Origin of the sequence: Neobacillus massiliamazoniensis (assembly GCF_001048695.1) — a bacterium.
Classification (GTDB): domain Bacteria; phylum Bacillota; class Bacilli; order Bacillales; family Cytobacillaceae; genus Neobacillus; species Neobacillus massiliamazoniensis.
In genome coordinates, this window is sequence record NZ_CVRB01000001.1 from 1,165,148 (window position 1) to 1,180,875 (window position 15,728).

Annotated in this window: 17 protein-coding genes; 7 read left to right on the forward strand and 10 right to left on the reverse strand. The window is 37.6% G+C overall.

Going from position 1 to position 15,728, the window contains the following annotated elements:
- The first annotated feature begins 127 nt into the window (after positions 1-127).
- Genes BN1082_RS05565 through kduD form a run of 4 tightly spaced genes read left to right on the forward strand, consistent with a single transcriptional unit; the run spans position 128 to position 3,481 of the window.
- The gene (locus BN1082_RS05565) at positions 128-781 is read left to right on the forward strand and encodes a bifunctional 4-hydroxy-2-oxoglutarate aldolase/2-dehydro-3-deoxy-phosphogluconate aldolase (protein ID WP_090631961.1); all 654 of its coding nucleotides are present in this window, start codon (positions 128-130) and stop codon (positions 779-781) included.
- Complete coding sequence (locus BN1082_RS05570) at positions 778-1,791, forward strand: sugar kinase (RefSeq protein WP_090631965.1); 1,014 nt, start codon at positions 778-780, stop codon at positions 1,789-1,791. The genes BN1082_RS05565 and BN1082_RS05570 overlap by 4 nt, the downstream gene beginning before the upstream one ends.
- A 59-nt stretch (positions 1,792-1,850) precedes the next feature.
- Complete coding sequence (kduI, locus tag BN1082_RS05575) at positions 1,851-2,681, forward strand: 5-dehydro-4-deoxy-D-glucuronate isomerase (protein ID WP_090631969.1); 831 nt, start codon at positions 1,851-1,853, stop codon at positions 2,679-2,681.
- A gap of 20 nt (positions 2,682-2,701) precedes the next feature.
- A complete protein-coding gene (kduD, locus tag BN1082_RS05580) occupies positions 2,702-3,481 on the forward strand; it encodes a 2-dehydro-3-deoxy-D-gluconate 5-dehydrogenase KduD (protein ID WP_090631970.1) in 780 nt (259 codons plus the stop codon).
- A 144-nt stretch (positions 3,482-3,625) separates the two neighbouring features.
- Here the strand turns inward: kduD and BN1082_RS05585 are convergent, their stop codons facing one another.
- The 3 genes from BN1082_RS05585 to BN1082_RS05595 all read right to left on the reverse strand — a co-directional run bounded on the left by BN1082_RS05585 (position 3,626) and on the right by BN1082_RS05595 (position 6,966).
- Entirely contained in the window at positions 3,626-5,200 is a 1,575-nt protein-coding gene (locus BN1082_RS05585; RefSeq protein ID WP_090631974.1) for a phospholipase C, read from the reverse strand.
- Positions 5,201-5,570: 370 nt separating this feature from the next.
- A complete protein-coding gene (rsiV, locus tag BN1082_RS05590; protein ID WP_090631977.1) occupies positions 5,571-6,452 on the reverse strand; it encodes an anti-sigma-V factor RsiV in 882 nt (293 codons plus the stop codon).
- Position 6,453: 1 nt separating this feature from the next.
- Entirely contained in the window at positions 6,454-6,966 is a 513-nt protein-coding gene (locus BN1082_RS05595) for an RNA polymerase sigma factor SigV (RefSeq protein WP_090631979.1), read from the reverse strand.
- A 1,118-nt stretch (positions 6,967-8,084) separates the two neighbouring features.
- Here BN1082_RS05595 and BN1082_RS05600 point away from each other — a divergent pair.
- Positions 8,085-8,324 (forward strand): hypothetical protein, encoded by a 240-nt coding sequence (locus BN1082_RS05600; RefSeq protein WP_090631982.1) that lies wholly within the window; start codon positions 8,085-8,087, stop codon positions 8,322-8,324.
- A 342-nt stretch (positions 8,325-8,666) separates the two neighbouring features.
- Positions 8,667-8,801 (forward strand): YjcZ family sporulation protein, encoded by a 135-nt coding sequence (locus BN1082_RS05605; protein ID WP_090631985.1) that lies wholly within the window; start codon positions 8,667-8,669, stop codon positions 8,799-8,801.
- Positions 8,802-9,100: 299 nt separating this feature from the next.
- Here BN1082_RS05605 and BN1082_RS05610 read toward each other — a convergent pair whose 3' ends face one another.
- On the reverse strand, positions 9,101-9,592 hold the full coding sequence (locus BN1082_RS05610; protein ID WP_245640329.1) for a TetR/AcrR family transcriptional regulator: 492 nt from the start codon (positions 9,590-9,592) through the stop codon (positions 9,101-9,103).
- Positions 9,593-9,842: 250 nt separating this feature from the next.
- Here BN1082_RS05610 and BN1082_RS05615 point away from each other — a divergent pair, with 250 nt between their 5' ends.
- Complete coding sequence (locus tag BN1082_RS05615) at positions 9,843-11,321, forward strand: DHA2 family efflux MFS transporter permease subunit (RefSeq protein WP_090633176.1); 1,479 nt, start codon at positions 9,843-9,845, stop codon at positions 11,319-11,321.
- 265 nt (positions 11,322-11,586) lie between these two features.
- On the opposite strand, the gene BN1082_RS05620 is transcribed toward BN1082_RS05615, so the two are convergent.
- The 6 genes from BN1082_RS05620 to BN1082_RS05645 all read right to left on the reverse strand — a co-directional run bounded on the left by BN1082_RS05620 (position 11,587) and on the right by BN1082_RS05645 (position 15,610).
- Positions 11,587-12,207, reverse strand: coding sequence for an alpha/beta hydrolase (locus BN1082_RS05620; protein WP_090631990.1), 621 nt, complete (start codon positions 12,205-12,207; stop codon positions 11,587-11,589).
- Positions 12,204-13,148, reverse strand: a complete 945-nt coding sequence (locus tag BN1082_RS05625; protein WP_090631992.1) for a ring-cleaving dioxygenase — start codon at positions 13,146-13,148, stop codon at positions 12,204-12,206. Before BN1082_RS05625 ends, BN1082_RS05620 begins: the two co-directional genes overlap by 4 nt.
- Positions 13,149-13,215: 67 nt before the next feature.
- Positions 13,216-14,154, reverse strand: a complete 939-nt coding sequence (locus BN1082_RS05630; RefSeq protein ID WP_090631995.1) for a ring-cleaving dioxygenase — start codon at positions 14,152-14,154, stop codon at positions 13,216-13,218.
- A gap of 127 nt (positions 14,155-14,281) precedes the next feature.
- A complete protein-coding gene (locus tag BN1082_RS05635) occupies positions 14,282-14,680 on the reverse strand; it encodes a DoxX family protein (RefSeq protein WP_090631998.1) in 399 nt (132 codons plus the stop codon).
- A 45-nt stretch (positions 14,681-14,725) separates the two neighbouring features.
- Positions 14,726-15,124 carry a DoxX family protein gene (locus tag BN1082_RS05640; RefSeq protein ID WP_090632001.1) on the reverse strand — a complete coding sequence of 133 codons (399 nt, stop codon included), beginning with the start codon at positions 15,122-15,124 and terminating at the stop codon, positions 14,726-14,728.
- Positions 15,125-15,181: 57 nt separating this feature from the next.
- Positions 15,182-15,610, reverse strand: a complete 429-nt coding sequence (locus BN1082_RS05645) for a MarR family winged helix-turn-helix transcriptional regulator (RefSeq protein WP_090632003.1) — start codon at positions 15,608-15,610, stop codon at positions 15,182-15,184.
- Positions 15,611-15,728 lie beyond the last annotated feature (118 nt).

The following is a 15,728-nucleotide window of genomic DNA, read 5'->3' on the forward strand; positions in this document are numbered from 1 at the left end:
GTACATGTTGACCCCATATGGTAAAAATCTTTCACAAAAAGCCTTAAATTCTACCTATTGAAACCGCTTCATAAAATTTATGATGTGTGAAAAGGGTGTATTTGAAAACGGTCATAGGAGGTGTCGCATGAATAAATTAACGACTTTAACGAAAATAGCCAATTGTGGGGTTGTTGCTGTCCTTCGAGCGGATTCTGTCGAGGAAGCGATTCGGATCTCTGAATCCTGTATAGAAGGCGGTATTTTGTGTATCGAAATTACCTTTACGATTCAAGGGGCAGAAGACGTGATTAAGCAGCTTGCCTCAATCTACTCTGACAGAAAAGATGTCGTGATTGGTGCAGGTACTGTTCTTGATCCAGTAACTGCTCGCATTGCCATTCTAGCCGGGGCCCAATATATTGTTAGTCCAGCGTTTGATCAAGAAACTGCTAAACTATGTAACTTGTATCAAATCCCGTTTATGCCTGGCTGCATGACGATTACGGAAATGAAACAGGCATTGGAAGCAGGAGTAGATATTGTGAAGTTATTCCCAGGAAGTGCATACGGACCTGATTTTGTAAAGGCGGTAAAGGCACCTCTTCCACAAGTGAACATTATGCCAACAGGTGGGGTAGATTTAGATAATGTAGAAAAATGGATTCAAAATGGTTGTGTGGCAGTTGGAGTAGGCGGGAATTTAGTCGCTCCAGCGAAAACAGGGGACTATGATCAAATTACTTCACTTGCTCGTCAATATGTAGAAAAAGTACAGAAAGCAAGGGTGGACAGGTCGTGAAAAAAGTAGTCACGCTTGGTGAAATTATGCTTCGCCTCTCAACTCAAGCTGGGGAACGTCTCTCGCAAGCAAATCAGTTGATCATGCATTATGGGGGAGGGGAAGCAAATGTTGGCGTATCCCTTTCACACTTTGGCTATGATGTCTTTGCTGTTAGCAAAATACCCAATAATCCATTAGGGCTAGGCGTGAAACGCCATCTTCAATCACATGGTGTTCATACCGATTATCTTGTAACAGGCGGAGAGCGATTGGGTACGTATTATTTAGAAACGGGCATTGGGGAACGAAGTGCAAAAGTGACGTATGATCGAAAGTATTCGAGTTTCTCGAAACTACTAGTAGAAGAATTAGATTTTGATGAAATTTTTACGGATGTCGTCTTATTTCATCTATCCGGGATCACTCCGGCATTATCTGCGAACTTGCAAGAAGTGGCACTCCTCGCTTTACAGAAAGCAAAAGAACACGGAGTCATGACCAGCTTTGATTGTAACTATCGTGCATCACTTTGGAGCCACGAGGAAGCGGCGAAATCGTTTGTAACCTTGTTACCCTATGTAGATATTTGCTTCTGTGGTGAGTTAGATGCCATTTACTTATTAGGGATTGAAAAAGCGAGTGAAACGTTAACAAGGGAAGAGAAATTGGTTTTCTACTATGAAAAAATTAAGGAAATGTATCCAAAAATTCAATATTTGAGTTCCACCTTCCGAGATGTCCATTCAGCGTCAAACAATGATTTACAAGGAACTTTATACGTAGATGGTAGACTCTATGTGTCGAAAAAACATGCTATACACCCAATAGTAGACCGCGTTGGAGGCGGTGATGCTTTTGCAGCTGGTATTTTATACGGCGTATTAAATCAGTTTCCTCCACAAGATTCTGTTTCATTTGCAACGGGAGCATCTGCACTAAAGCACACAATTCACGGTGATTGTAATGCTTTTACACCTGAAGAAGTATTCCAATTTTTAGAAAACGGTTCTGGTAAAATAACTCGCTAAATTGAATCTTTTTAGCATTCAATATAAAAAATCTATGAAAATGAAAAGAGGAATGAATTATGGAAACTCGTTATGCACATCATCCCGAGGACATGAAAAAATACACAACTGAACAATTACGAAGTCAATTTTTAGTAGAAAGAATTTTTTCTGAAGGCGAAGTAAACTTAACCTATACACATGTAGATCGTATGATTTTTGGCGGAGCTATGCCGACAACAGAACCATTAACAATCTCTTTAAGCAAAGAATTAGGTGTCAGCTACTTTTTGGAACGTCGTGAAATGGGTGTTATTAATATTGGTGGTGACGGTGTCATCGTACTTGACGGGATTGAATACGATATGAAACGCCGTGATGGTTTGTATGTAGGAAAAGGAACAAAAGAAATCTTGTTCTATTCAAAAGACATAACGGATCCTGCAAAATTTTATCTTAACTCTGTACCGGCGCATCAAACGTATCCAACCGTAAAAATCGATATTAACAACATTGAACCGCTTCGTTTAGGGGATCCAAGCACATTAAATAAACGAGCTATCTATCAATATGTTCATCCAAATGTATGCCAAAGCTGTCAGCTTCAATTAGGATTAACAATGCTAGAAGCAGGAAGTGCATGGAATACGATGCCGTGCCATACTCATGAGCGTCGCATGGAAGTCTACCTGTACTTTGATATGGAACCGGAAACTCGTGTATTTCACTTCATGGGAAAACCAAATGAAACAAGACATTTAGTCTTGAGCAATGAGCAGGCAGCCATTTCTCCAAGCTGGTCGATTCACTCTGGAGTGGGTACTAGCAATTACACATTTATTTGGGGCATGTGCGGCGAGAACATTACTTACGATGATATGGATATAGTCAAAATGGAAGATTTACGATAAACGAGATGGGAGTGTTCAACATGACCAATTTAGATGCATTTTCGATGGATTTCTTTCGCTTAGACGGAAAAGTAGCGATTGTAACAGGTGGGAATACAGGTTTAGGCCAAGGATATGCAGTAGCACTTGCAAAAGCGGGTGCAGATTTATTCATTGTTGCACATAGCAAAGGTTGGGATGAAACAAGGGATCTCATTGAAAAAGAGGGACGTAAAGTATATTTCTTACAAGGAGATATAACAAAGAAAGGTACGGTCAATGAAATCGTTAAGACTTGTCTAGATGTGTACGGGAAAATTGATATTTTGGTCAATAATGCCGGTACCATTCGTCGAGCACCGCTGCTTGAATACAAAGAAGAAGATTGGAATGCCGTAATCGATCTCAATTTAAATGCCCAATATTTTTTAAGCCAAGAGGTAGCGAAAGTCATGGCCGAGCAAAAAAGTGGGAAAATTATTAATGTTGCTTCCATGTTATCGTTCCAAGGTGGTAAATTTGTCCCTCCATATACAGCTAGTAAACATGGTGTGGCAGGCATTACAAAAGCATTTGCAAATGAATTGGGAGAGCACAATATACAAATTAACGCGATTGCACCAGGATATATCGCAACTGCAAATACAGCACCGATTCGGGAAGATGCCGCTCGTAATAAAGAGATCTTGTCACGTATTCCAGCAGGACGTTGGGGAACACCATTTGATTTAATGGGAACGGTTGTATTCTTGGCGAGTCGGGCATCTGACTATATGAATGGTCACATTTTAGCAGTCGATGGCGGCTGGTTGGTAAGATAGGATGCATACAAGGTAAGTGAAAAATACAAAAAATAACCGTTGCGAAATGACTTTCTCAGCGGTCTACAAAAAGACCTAACTGAACTTCAGCTAGGTCTTTTTGGTCATTATTAATTAGAATTTACTCTGATATCTTATTGAAACTTACTTTTCATTTCCTTGTTGATCTTCAGTTTTGTTCTCGTTTAAAGGTTGGCCTGTTTTTTCATCAAGGAAAAGTTTTTGAGTGCGTGGGCCTTTTGTAAAATCAAACATGTTTTCAATGCTTCCTGCTTTTGCATCAGAAGAAGTACCGCCGATACGGCCTAAATTCCAGTTATCCTCAATAAACTTAAGGATGGAAGACTGATCAGTTACAGTATGATCGACATAATTACTCTTTGCATATGGTGAGACTACTAAAAGTGGTAATCTAGGTCCTAATCCAGCTTTCCCTGACTCAACAGTTTGACCGTTGCTTGGTCCAAATACATGATCATACCAACCATCTGAATCATCATAAGCAATGACTACAGCTGTGTCTTTCCACTCAGGAGTCTTTTGAAGGTGATTAATCGTATTTACGATAAATTGTTGCTCGTCTAATGGATCTGAATATCCTGCATGACCATCTTGGTACATTGGTGCTTTAAGGTAGCTGACACTTGGCATATTTCCATTGTCCACAGAAGTCCAGAAATCCTTCATATCGTACTGGTGATTTGCTTGATCCGTTTTACCAATCATTCCAGGAGTGCTAGGTGCCACATGATTTGGGTTTGCTGTTGACTTGTAATATTCAAATGGCTGATGATGTGGACTGTAATCGGTAACTGACGCTCCGCCAATATTGGTATGTTTAGCAGTAGGATCAGCAAATCCGCCTTGGAACCAGCCCCAAGTAATCCCTTTTCCATTTAATAAGTCACCGACATTTTTATTGGTATCATTCATAGCAGCCGTCATACCTGTTGAAGCCTTATCAAGATATGGGTTTGGATCGCCAGTGATGGTACCATTTTCAAACTCATTTAAAATATCGTTCGTTACTTTTTGGCCATTCTTATCGTACACTGTAGCTCCGTGAGTTTCACCTGATATCAGGTTTAATGCACCAGGGGTAGACGGTCCATAAGTTGTTCCAAAGGAATTGTCACTCATGGCAAAATTTTGCGCGTAGTTCCAAAGAGCTGTAACTGTGTTGCCATCATAATAGTCCATTACAACTCCTGGGTTTTTCCCACTGCCTGTACTCTCGACTGCTTTGTCCATTTTTCCACCATCAGTGGCATCAATTTCAGCATGATAGTTATGATCCATATCATCTGTCATTGCTTGTGAGCGATCAAGTCGGACAGGATTGGCAGCGTTCGGATTATTAGTAATTAAGTTTGTTTTTGAGATACCTGGCTGGGTACCATTATAATCTTTTGGAGTTAATAGATTATTAACTTCTGGTGTATTTGTTTTTGCAGTAAATTTAGGCTCGCCTTTAACGTTCATGGCATATGGATATGTGCCAAAGTAATGATCGAATGAAACATTTTCCCCGAAAATGACAACAACATGTTTAATCGGTGTCTTAGTTTCTACCTTTGTTTCTTTAGCCTGTGCACTGACTTGGGCAGGAACCTTTCCATTAACTTGGGCATTGGTCGTTATTGGAGATACAGCAAAAATCGTACCTAAAGCAGTAACACTGAGGACATTAATCACTTTTGCAAGCTTTTTTACATTCATACCTACACCTCCGAGTGATATCTTACCTTTATTACTTTACAGGGCTAATGTAAATACAGCATGAATTATACGTTAATTATTGTTAAGATTCGTAGTACTTTTTTAGTAAGTTTGGGGTAGCCAAGATAATAGGTATTTGCACCGTAATACCTATGTAAATATGGAAAAATACTAAGTAAAAAGCCCTAATTATAAAATAAGAAATAAAATGAGGATGTCCCAGAAAAAAGTGTCAGCCCCCTCAACCCACAATATATAGCTGATCTTAACTTATTAATCTGCTATATTGCGTTTTGAACGAGCGGGACCCTTTTGGGACATCCTCATTTCTTTTATCCTTGGAAAAAGGTAGGTGTCAAACTGTCGGATGCTATTTTAAATATTCATGACTAACCAAAACGTTATTTAGGACGTCCGTAGGGATGACGAATTCAACAATACCCATGGCACCTGGAGCTACATCATATTTGTCAAAAACAATGACCAATTTGTGATCTTTGTTAATGTAGAAATTTTGATCGGGCTTTATTTTTTCAAAAGTGTCTAGTGGATTATCATCTTTTTTATTGGGATTCTTTACCCAATAAGTTAGGGAAGGGTCTTTATCCATTTGTGCAATCATTTGCTTTTTAATTTCATTGCTAATCAAATCTACATACGCATCACTTTTAAATAGACTTGGTAAAGTGATGAGCAGTTTATTTTTCTTATCAATCGTGTCATAATGGAACGTTGTTGAAGACGATCCGACTGTATTAACAGTATAACGTCCGATGGATAAGAGTTGGTCATTATCTGTTTTTACTTCATACCCACTATTTACCCCTAAATGTCCGCCGCCACTTTCTTTTAAATCTTTCATATCAGTTTGGAATTGTTGATAGAGTTCTTTACTTTCATTTAGGTACTTTTGATTTAACGTTGCTTGTAATTCTTTATTATCAAGGTTTTTAATGGCAGGTACTTTAATATCTGCACGGTACGTTCCTTCATCCACCTTAAATTCTCTAAATGTTAATACTTTCACTACATTTTTTAGGCCAGGAACATCTGCCATAGTCTGTGCAAATGCCGGACTTGCATTTAATCCTCCAATAAAAATGGCAGCTGCAGCAGCTAGTCCGACAGCCACTTTTGGCATGATGCGCTTCTTAGGCTTTTGCTTCAGTGCCTTTCTTACAACAAAGTCTAACTGACTTGGGATCGGAATCTCATTATACTCTTTCTTTAATGCTTCCATTTTATTATTCATTTTAATAACCTCCTAAATAGGAATTATCACTCATTTCTAAACGCATCAATTTAAGCCCTTTATATAAACGTGTCTTAATCGTGTTTTCTTTTTCATTTAAAATTTCAGCTATTTCACGAATTTTTAGGTCTTCAAAAAATTTAAGAATGATCACAGTTCGATATTTTGGAGGCAAATCATTGAGTAACCTGGTTAAATCAACATTTTCATATGTATCATTCCTTTTGGGGATAAAAAATTCTAAAGTATCATCATCCACTATCATTTCCTTTTTCTTTTTGCGTAATAAATCTAACGATGTGGTAACTACGATACGATAAAACCAACTTTTTAAAGCTTGAGGATTTTCTAAGGTATGAATCCCTTTAAGAGCTTTATGGATTGATTCTTGAATAATATCTAAAGCATCATTTTCATTTTTAACGTAACTATAGGCTAATCGATAAAATTTCTCTTTGTTTTCCAACACTAATTCTGTAAGTAATTCTTTTTGATCTTTCTCTTTCTTGTTCATCGCTATGCACCTCCTTTAGGATTCTATAGAAGAGACGCCAACCTATAAAGAAAAAGTTTTTGGTATTTGCGATTTTTGGGCTACTGAAGGGTAGCTTTTATGTAATAACGACTGGAGAAAAACGGATATGTGCCAATTTTGGTTTTTGTGTGCCATTTTCCAAATATATGTGCCGTTTTGACCGGGATATGTGCCATTTTTCGATTATATGTGCCGTTTTTAACTTTTAGGAGCCATTTGATTCCGAGCACCCATTTTCACCATTAAAAAGAGCTCCGCTTGTAAATATCGGAGCCCTTTTACTAGAAAATCACCTGCAAAAAAACGGATATGTGCCATTTTTGGTTTTTATGTGCCGTTTTCCAAATATATGTGCCGTTTTGACCGGGATATGTGCCATTTTTCGATTATATGTGCCGTTTTTAACTTTTAGGAGCCATTTGAACCCGAACTTTTTCACTATTAAAAAGAGCTCCGCTTGTAAATATCGGAGCCCTTTTACTAGAAAATCACCTAAAAAAAACGGATATGTGCCGTTTTTGAATTTTATGTGCCATTTTAAAAATATATGTGCCGTTTTGGCCAGGAAATGTGCCGTTTTTCGATTTTATGTGCCGTTTGCGGCTGAGCCACCATTTTCACCATTAAAAAGAGCCCCACTTGTAAATATCGGAGCCCTTTTACTAGAAAATCACCTGAAAAAAACGGATATGTGCCGATTTTGAATTTTATGTGCCATTTTAAAAATATATGTGCCGTTTTGACCGGGATATGTGCCGTTTTTCGAATATATGTGCCATTTTAGATTTTTATGTGCCGTTTCATCGCGAGCCCTCATTCTCAGCAAAGTTTTAGAATAACACCTTCAAAAATTTGCAGAATCACCCAATGTTTTTTCTATTCCTCCATAAAAATGCATTCCTTCATTCATGAAGAAGAATTAAAGTAGAAGGGAAATTCAACGAGAAAAGTCTATTTTTTTCAATTGTTTGTTTAAATCTCATTCATTCTCAAAAATAAAAATTTAAAAGATGATAGGCATAGTAGATTGCCTTTGCAACTTAATAACTCCTTTCATATATTATAGCAAGTCCAATATAGAAAGGAGGTATTTTGCAGTGGAATTAAATTATGAAAGTGCCAAGCATTTAAAAGGTAAAATGATACGCTTTCGAAATAAAGATGGAGAATGGGTCGTAGGAAAAGTCGTAAATATAAAAAAAGATGGTCTAGAAATTGCGGAAATAGGGTCTTCCGACTCAAATGATGGTTATGGATTTGGTGGCCCGTTTTTTGGAAGACCATTCTTCTTTCCTTTTGATGGTTTCTTTTTTGATCCCTTTTTCTTTTTCATTTAAATAAAGTATGAGCAAGTACGGTTACTAATTATAGCCTAACCAGAATAGTAAGAGTATTGGGTGAAGACAAGCTGATTTGTAATTTTTTTATTTAATTTACTTTAAATCAGCACTTGTCCATTCCGTTTTATCTTTATTGAATATGCTATTACTAACCACCAGCCATATATAGTTACCTCCATTGAGGCGTTTGCAGATCATGCAGACGCTTCTTTGTATTCTTATGTAAATCGCTGATTTGTCCTATCTCTATGATATTTGTCCAATCAAATCTTGTCTAAAAAAAATATATATAGTGTTAGAAGGTTCTCCCTTCGTATAATCCAAAAGGGGGTGAAAAATATGGGTTGGTTTGGCGGATATGGCGGATTCGGATACGGATACGGCGGCGGATACGGCGGCGGTTCAATGTTTGTTTTAATCGTTGTATTGTTCATTCTTCTTATCATCGTAGGAGCTTCTATGATGACTTACTAAATTACACGGAACATAGAGCAGGTTGGGTTCCACAGTACGGAAAAAGGACAGATTGGTTAGTTTAATCTGTCCTTTTGTTATGCAGTTTTAGCTAGCTGTTGCACATATATGGACTTGCCTTCTATAAGCTACCGTTTTTTCGATTATCCATTGTTTTCAGTTGCTTAGAACCTTTATAGGCTATCGTTTATTCGATTTCCCTCTATTTTTGGTAGTTTATCGTAAGGGACGACTATATTAAGTAACCCTTTTAAGGGGATACGATTTAAAGCCAATTTGGATTAGGAATTAATGTTTTTCTATACCATCTTAATTATTTGGTTTGCTAAGTAGCTTGGACTATATGGCGTACCTTCCTGTATCCACCACGTCACGATACCAAGCGTCGAAGAAGCAATTATTTCATTTGAAACCTGAAACGAACGGCCCTTCACCTTTCTTTCTTCCCTCCAAAGTGACACGATTTCTAGAAGCATACTGAATACTCTTTTGCGAAAATCCTTATTCTCCAGCATCACATTGAAGAGACCTGCATGTTGATAGATATGCTCTAGAAAAGAGATAAGTGAAGCTTTTCCTAAAGACAGATTATCCTGAGATAGAGGGTTGATTGTTTGATACATCTCATCAAGGACTTCATTGATCATTTGCTCCATTAAGTCCTCAATATCACGATAATGCAAATAGAAAGTTGCACGATTTAATTCTGCACGATCTGCTATACTTTGAACAGTCAATTTGCTTCTATCGTAGTTCTCTTCGAGCAATGAAATAAGTGCTTCTTTAAACATTCTCTTTGTGCGTTTTATTCGAGGATCCACCTTTATCTGATTATTTGTAGACATTTTATCAATCCTTTGACTATAATTCATCACTTTTACGACAAATATCCCTTACATTGTCAATTAGTCAACACTTAGGCTGAAAGTGTAAATGGTTTTTTTATTATTTGCATGTTAGTATCTTTTTTATTGACAACATATCAATTAATCGACAAAGTGTCAATTAGATAAGAAAGTGAAAGGAACGTGAAAATTGATGATGAATCAGCCTAATGCACAAGCCAAAAAAGGCATACTACTATTCGTCTTACTCTTAGGCTCATTTCTATCCATTCTGAATCAGACAATATTAAATGTTGCTTTACCCGATTTGATGAAGGAATTTGAGGTTTCTGCTTCAACCATTCAATGGTTATCAACTGGATTTATGTTGGTCAATGGTATTTTGGTCCCGGTGACTGCCTTTTTAATGAAACGATTTACCACTCGGCAACTTTTCATATGCTCTATGTTTTTGTTGTTAGTGGGTACATTCATTAACGCCATTGCCCCAAGTTTTGCTTTGTTATTAACAGGGCGCCTGATCCAAGCGGCAGGAGCAGGTATCATAATGCCTTTATTAATGATGGTTGTACTTGTGGTGTTTCCTGAGGAAAATCGTGGAACTGCCATGGGTATGATTGGACTTGCCATGATATTCGCACCAGCCATTGGCCCTACCTTGGCAGGATTTGTTATCGAATATTTTTCATGGCGCTGGTTATTTATCGGTATGTTCCCACTTGTAGTCATTGTGATCGCTTTAGCATTTAAATATTTAGTAAATGTATCAGATACATCCAAACCAAAACTCGATATGATTGGTATTATTCTTTCAACTGTAGGGTTTGGCGGTTTACTATATGGATTTAGCACTGCTGGTGACAAGGGCTGGGGAAGTGCTGAGGTACTAACCTTTTTAGTTGGCGGTGTTATTTTCCTTATTCTCTTCATCTGGCGTCAGCTTGCTTCAAATGATCCATTACTAAATCTGCGTGTCTTTATGAACAAGATGTTCACGATGGCAACACTCATTAATAGCTTGGTTACGATGGTAATGTATGCAGATATGATTTTACTTCCTATTTATCTACAATCAAGTAGAGGATACACAGTCCTTGAAACGGGCTTACTGTTACTGCCAGGCGCATTATTAAATGCTGTGATGTCACCTATATCTGGACGCTTATTCGATAAATTTGGTGCAAAACCACTAGCTCTTGTAGGTCTAATCTTTAATATTGCTGCCATATGGGGAGTTACACATTTGAGTGAAACGACCAGTTACAGCTATTTGATGATTAGGACCATCATCTTACGCATTGGTATGTCTCTCCTAACGATGCCTATCACTACTGCTGGACTAAATTCTCTTTCGAAACAACTAAATGCTCACGGTTCAGCCGTGACGAATACAGTTCGGCAGGTTGCAGGTGCGATTGGAACTTCACTGGTAGTAACGATTATGACAACCAGTACAAAGAACCATGCTGAAACTCTGATTCATTCCGGTAATATCCTGTCCAAAACTCAGCTTATTAAGGAATCTACTATACTTGGCATAAATGATGCTTACTTTTTTACAGCAATTTTAGGTATCTTAGCATTCTTAGTAACGATCTTTATGCCCAAAAAAAATGCTGCAACGAAAACAATAGCAGAAAAGCAGCACGATACCATACCAGCTGAAGGACGTTGAAAACAAAACAGTTAAGGGCGGTATTATTTTTGGTATTGCTCCAGCGAGAAAGGCATCCAAGTTTTAATCCAATTGATGCATTGAGGAGTATTTAGTGTTGGGATTGGATTTGGAGAAAAAATGAAACGGCTTTTAACGCCTATGGTAGTTTATAGATGTTCTAAGCGACCGAAAATAAAGAGAAGAGGGAAAAACGGTAGGTTATAGATGTTTAGTAATATTTTTCAAAGAAAAATGGCTTGGACTCTCCAAGCCATTTTCTCTTCTAAAAGCCTTTTTTATAAATCCTTCTATACCAATTAGCTGCAGCCTCTACCTCTTCCATTGTTAATTGATGACCTCTATTTTCCCAATGGAGTTCTACACCCGCATTAGCTTTTTCTAATAAGGATTGTAGTTCGGCTGATTCCATTGGTGAGCAAATTGGATCGTTTGTTCCGGCAGCAATAAATACTGACTTCCCAGATAAATCAGGAAGAATCATTCCTTTTCTAGGGACCATTGGATGATGAAGAATTGCCCCCTTTAAAGCATTTTGATAGTGAAATAATAAACTCGCCGCAATATTAGCTCCATTTGAGTAACCAATAGCAATCATATTATTTCGGTCAAAACTATACTTTTCAGCTGCCTCATCAAGAAACTGATTTAATTCTTTTGTTCTAAAAATAAGGTCTTCTTCATCAAAGACTCCTTCAGCTAATCTTCGAAAAAATCGAGGCATTCCATTTTCTAATACATTCCCACGGACGCTTAATACATTAGCCTCATCATCAATTCTTCCCGCAAGAGGTAACAGGTCTAATTCATTTCCACCAGTACCATGAAGCAATAGAAAAGTTGGTTTTGTCGAATCTGTCCCTTTATTAAATATGTGTTTCATCATTTATCTTCCTCCAAAACACGAACCTCCACCGGCGGTAAGGTTTCTTCTAATTCTTCTCGCTTTGACTCTAACCATGATGGCAGCATAAGTTTATTTCCAAGGGTTGTGACTGGTTCATCCACTGCAAATCCTGGTGGATCTGTCGCTATTTCGAAGAGGATTCCTCCTTCTTCATGAAAATAAAGGGCTTTGAAGTAATTTCGATCAAGAATCTCGGTTGGATAATATACTTTATTTTGAAGAAGTGCTCTCCATCTTTGATGATCCTCTTCATCCTTTGCTCTCCAAGCTATATGATGAACCGTTCCTGCTCCCATTAGCCCTCGGACGGAAGGATTTAGCATAATATCAATAATATTTCCAAGTTGTCCTTCTGCCTTAAATCTCAGAAATTCCTCCTCTTGTCCAAGGCATTCCAGTCCCAAAACGTTTTCAAGCATCTCAGTAGTTTTATGTGGCCGAGCTGAAAAAAGGACAGCACCACCAAATCCTTTAATGGCATTTTCTTCATGAATTCCACCGAAGTTCCATCTATTTATTTGCCCTTCATTTCGTTCTACCAATTCAAGTTGGAGTCCGTCTGGGTCATTAAATTTCAGATATCTTTCACCAAAGCGAACGGATGAACTAAATTCTATTCCGAATTTTTCCAAGCGATTTTCCCAGAATTTACTCGATCCTATTGGAACAATGTAGTTGGTGACTCCGACCTGCCCTGTTCCAATTCGCCCTTTTAACTGTTTACTCCATGGGAAAAAAGTAATAACTGTTCCAGGTTGACCCGTTTCATTCCCAAAATAAAGATGGTAACCTTCTGGACGGTCGAAATTTACCGTTTTTTTAACAAGTCTTAGCCCAAGTACACCTGCATAGAAGTCAATATTTCTTTGTGCATCGTTAACCATCGCTGAGATATGGTGAATACCTGCTGTTTTTTGCATTATTATCTCTCCATTTCATCAATGGGATTTTAGAAGGGAACGATCACCAGCCAATCCTTTTCGTGAATTAGTCTAATTCTCTTACTTTAATTGGAAGTAACCGACGTTCAATCTGTTCTCTATTTTTCTCGTACTGCGCAGGCAACATTAATTTCTCTCCCATGGTTTCTTGTGATTCATCATGAGCGAATCCTGGAGGATCCGTTGCAATTTCGAATAGGATTTCTCCGTGTTCTCTAAAGTAAATAGCGTTAAAATAGTTTCGATCTTGTACTGGTGTTACACCATATCCATTTGCTTGAACAAACTCTTTCCAATCCAATTGATCTTGGTCATCACTAGCCCGCCACGCAATATGGTGGACTGTTCCAACACCCATCTGTCCTCGCCCAATAGGAGTTAATTTAAGGTCAATAACATTTCCAATCTCAGCTAAGGAACGAAAACGGATGAAATCTCCTTCTGTCCCGACCCGTTCAAGCCCCAAAACATTTTCTAGCAATTCCGCTGTTTTATTAGGTTGAGTAGATAAAAGGGTTGCTCCGCCAAAGCCTTTGATCGCAACATCGGGTGTTACTTCTCCAAAGTTCCATTGATTGGCTTCTCCTTCTGCTCTTTCAACCATTTCTAAATGAAGTCCATGTGGATCATCAAATTCTAGATATTGCTCTCCAAAGCGTTCTATTTTAGTAAAAGGAACATTGAACTTTTCAAGTCTTTTTTCCCAAAATTCCAAAGCACCTTTAGGTACCACGTATGAAGTAACTCCTACTTGACCACCTCCAATGATTCCTTGATGAGCTCCTGGCCATGGAAAGAATGTAATAATTGTTCCTGGTTTTCCACCTTTATTTCCAAAATAAAGGTGATAAGTACCTGGATCATCAAAATTTACGGTTTGTTTGACTAAACGCAAACCTAAAACCCCTGCGTAGAAATCGACATTCTCTTGGGGATGCCCGACAATAGCTGTAATATGGTGAATACCCATTGTTTTCTTGTTCATCTTTTCCACTCCTTTTTTCTGTATAATCTTGATTACAACAAGTATTTACTCTCTTATCCTGTTCCATCCTATGAATGTTAAATCTCCAATATTATTTCGAGTTCAACAATCTCTATTTCGAGATATTTTAGAATAAAATAGCATCTAGAGCATATTGACCAGGACCTATTAAAGCAATACCAATAGCAACCGCAAGCAATGTTAAGTTATATTCATATCCATTTGCTGTTGCCCATAAACCGTTTGGACCATGCACTTTAACAATAGCCATTACCATAGTCCCTGCAATCATAATTCCGGCAATGGGGGTTAAGAGTCCTAAAGCAAACAACACTCCTCCAATAAATTCTGCTAATCCTGCGAAAAGAGCCATGGTTACCCCAGGTTTCATGCCAATGGATTCAAACCATCCTCCCGTTCCTTTTAATCCATGACCACCAAACCAACCAAACAATTTTTGAGCACCGTGACCTATAAACAAAACTCCAATAACTAATCGAATAATTAATAAACCGATATTTAACATTATAAAATCCTCCTAAGTGATTATTTATCTCGAAATCAAGATATTTTAGAATAAAAATGCATCAAGAGCATATTGACCAGGACCTGTTAAAGCAATACCAATCGCAATCGCAAGCACTGTTAAGTTATATTCATATCCATTTGCTGTTGCCCATAAACCGTTTGGACCATGCACTCTAACAATAGCCATTACCATAGTTCCTGCAATCATAATTCCGGCAATGGGGGTTAAGAGTCCTAAAGCAAACAATATGCCTCCAATAAATTCTGCTAATCCTGCGAAAAGAGCCATGGTTACCCCTGGTTTCATGCCAATGGATTCAAACCATCCTCCTGTTCCTTTTAAACCATAACCACCGAACCAACCAAACAATTTTTGAGCACCGTGACCAATAAACAAAACTCCAATAACTAATCGAATAATTAATAGACCGATATTTAACATGATAAAATCCTCCTAAATGATTATTTATCTCGAAATTGAGATATTATGTCAAAAAAATTAAATTTCTACTCTTTTTCTTACTTTATTCAAAAGATTGACCAAACTATCTGCTTCATCATTATTTAAAGAACCAAGCATGTAATCAACTAATTCCTGATGCTCCGGCATGATTTTCTCCATCAAATCATTACCATCAATTGTTAAGGTTACATGTATTACTCTACGGTCATCAGGACAGGCATTTCGATTTAACAAGCCTCTTTGTTCTAATTTATCGATTACATAAGTCATTGAACCACTTGATATTAGTATGCTGTTACCGATTTGTTGAATGGTTTGTTTTCCTTTAAAGTAAAGGACTTCTAAAACAGAAAAGTCCGTTATACTAAGGTTATTTTTGCTCAATTCCAACCTCAAACGATCCTGAATCGCTTTAGATGTTTGCATTAAAACTAGATAGGGTAAATTAGAGCATTTTCTCCTCATAAATTTCACCTCCTATAAATATTTTGAATTAAGATATCTTGAATATGAGATAATCATAATACGTAAAAACTCTTGTGTCAATAACTTTTTTTATTTTTATTTTACGGAAAATTAGTTG

Bases quoted from the DNA above. Each gene is read 5' to 3' on its own strand.
- BN1082_RS05565 (WP_090631961.1), top strand. From the start codon at position 128: ATGAATAAATTAACGACTTTAACGAAAATAGCCAATTGTGGGGTTGTT.
- kduI (WP_090631969.1), top strand. From the start codon at position 1,851: ATGGAAACTCGTTATGCACATCATCCCGAGGACATGAAAAAATACACA.
- kduD (WP_090631970.1), top strand. From the start codon at position 2,702: ATGACCAATTTAGATGCATTTTCGATGGATTTCTTTCGCTTAGACGGA.
- BN1082_RS05585 (WP_090631974.1), bottom strand. From the start codon at position 5,200: ATGAATGTAAAAAAGCTTGCAAAAGTGATTAATGTCCTCAGTGTTACT.
- rsiV (WP_090631977.1), bottom strand. From the start codon at position 6,452: ATGAATAATAAAATGGAAGCATTAAAGAAAGAGTATAATGAGATTCCG.
- BN1082_RS05595 (WP_090631979.1), bottom strand. From the start codon at position 6,966: ATGAACAAGAAAGAGAAAGATCAAAAAGAATTACTTACAGAATTAGTG.
- BN1082_RS05605 (WP_090631985.1), top strand. From the start codon at position 8,667: ATGGGTTGGTTTGGCGGATATGGCGGATTCGGATACGGATACGGCGGC.
- BN1082_RS05610 (WP_245640329.1), bottom strand. From the start codon at position 9,592: ATGTTTAAAGAAGCACTTATTTCATTGCTCGAAGAGAACTACGATAGA.
- BN1082_RS05615 (WP_090633176.1), top strand. From the start codon at position 9,843: ATGAATCAGCCTAATGCACAAGCCAAAAAAGGCATACTACTATTCGTC.
- BN1082_RS05620 (WP_090631990.1), bottom strand. From the start codon at position 12,207: ATGATGAAACACATATTTAATAAAGGGACAGATTCGACAAAACCAACT.
- BN1082_RS05625 (WP_090631992.1), bottom strand. From the start codon at position 13,148: ATGCAAAAAACAGCAGGTATTCACCATATCTCAGCGATGGTTAACGAT.
- BN1082_RS05630 (WP_090631995.1), bottom strand. From the start codon at position 14,154: ATGAACAAGAAAACAATGGGTATTCACCATATTACAGCTATTGTCGGG.
- BN1082_RS05635 (WP_090631998.1), bottom strand. From the start codon at position 14,680: ATGTTAAATATCGGTTTATTAATTATTCGATTAGTTATTGGAGTTTTG.
- BN1082_RS05640 (WP_090632001.1), bottom strand. From the start codon at position 15,124: ATGTTAAATATCGGTCTATTAATTATTCGATTAGTTATTGGAGTTTTG.
- BN1082_RS05645 (WP_090632003.1), bottom strand. From the start codon at position 15,610: ATGAGGAGAAAATGCTCTAATTTACCCTATCTAGTTTTAATGCAAACA.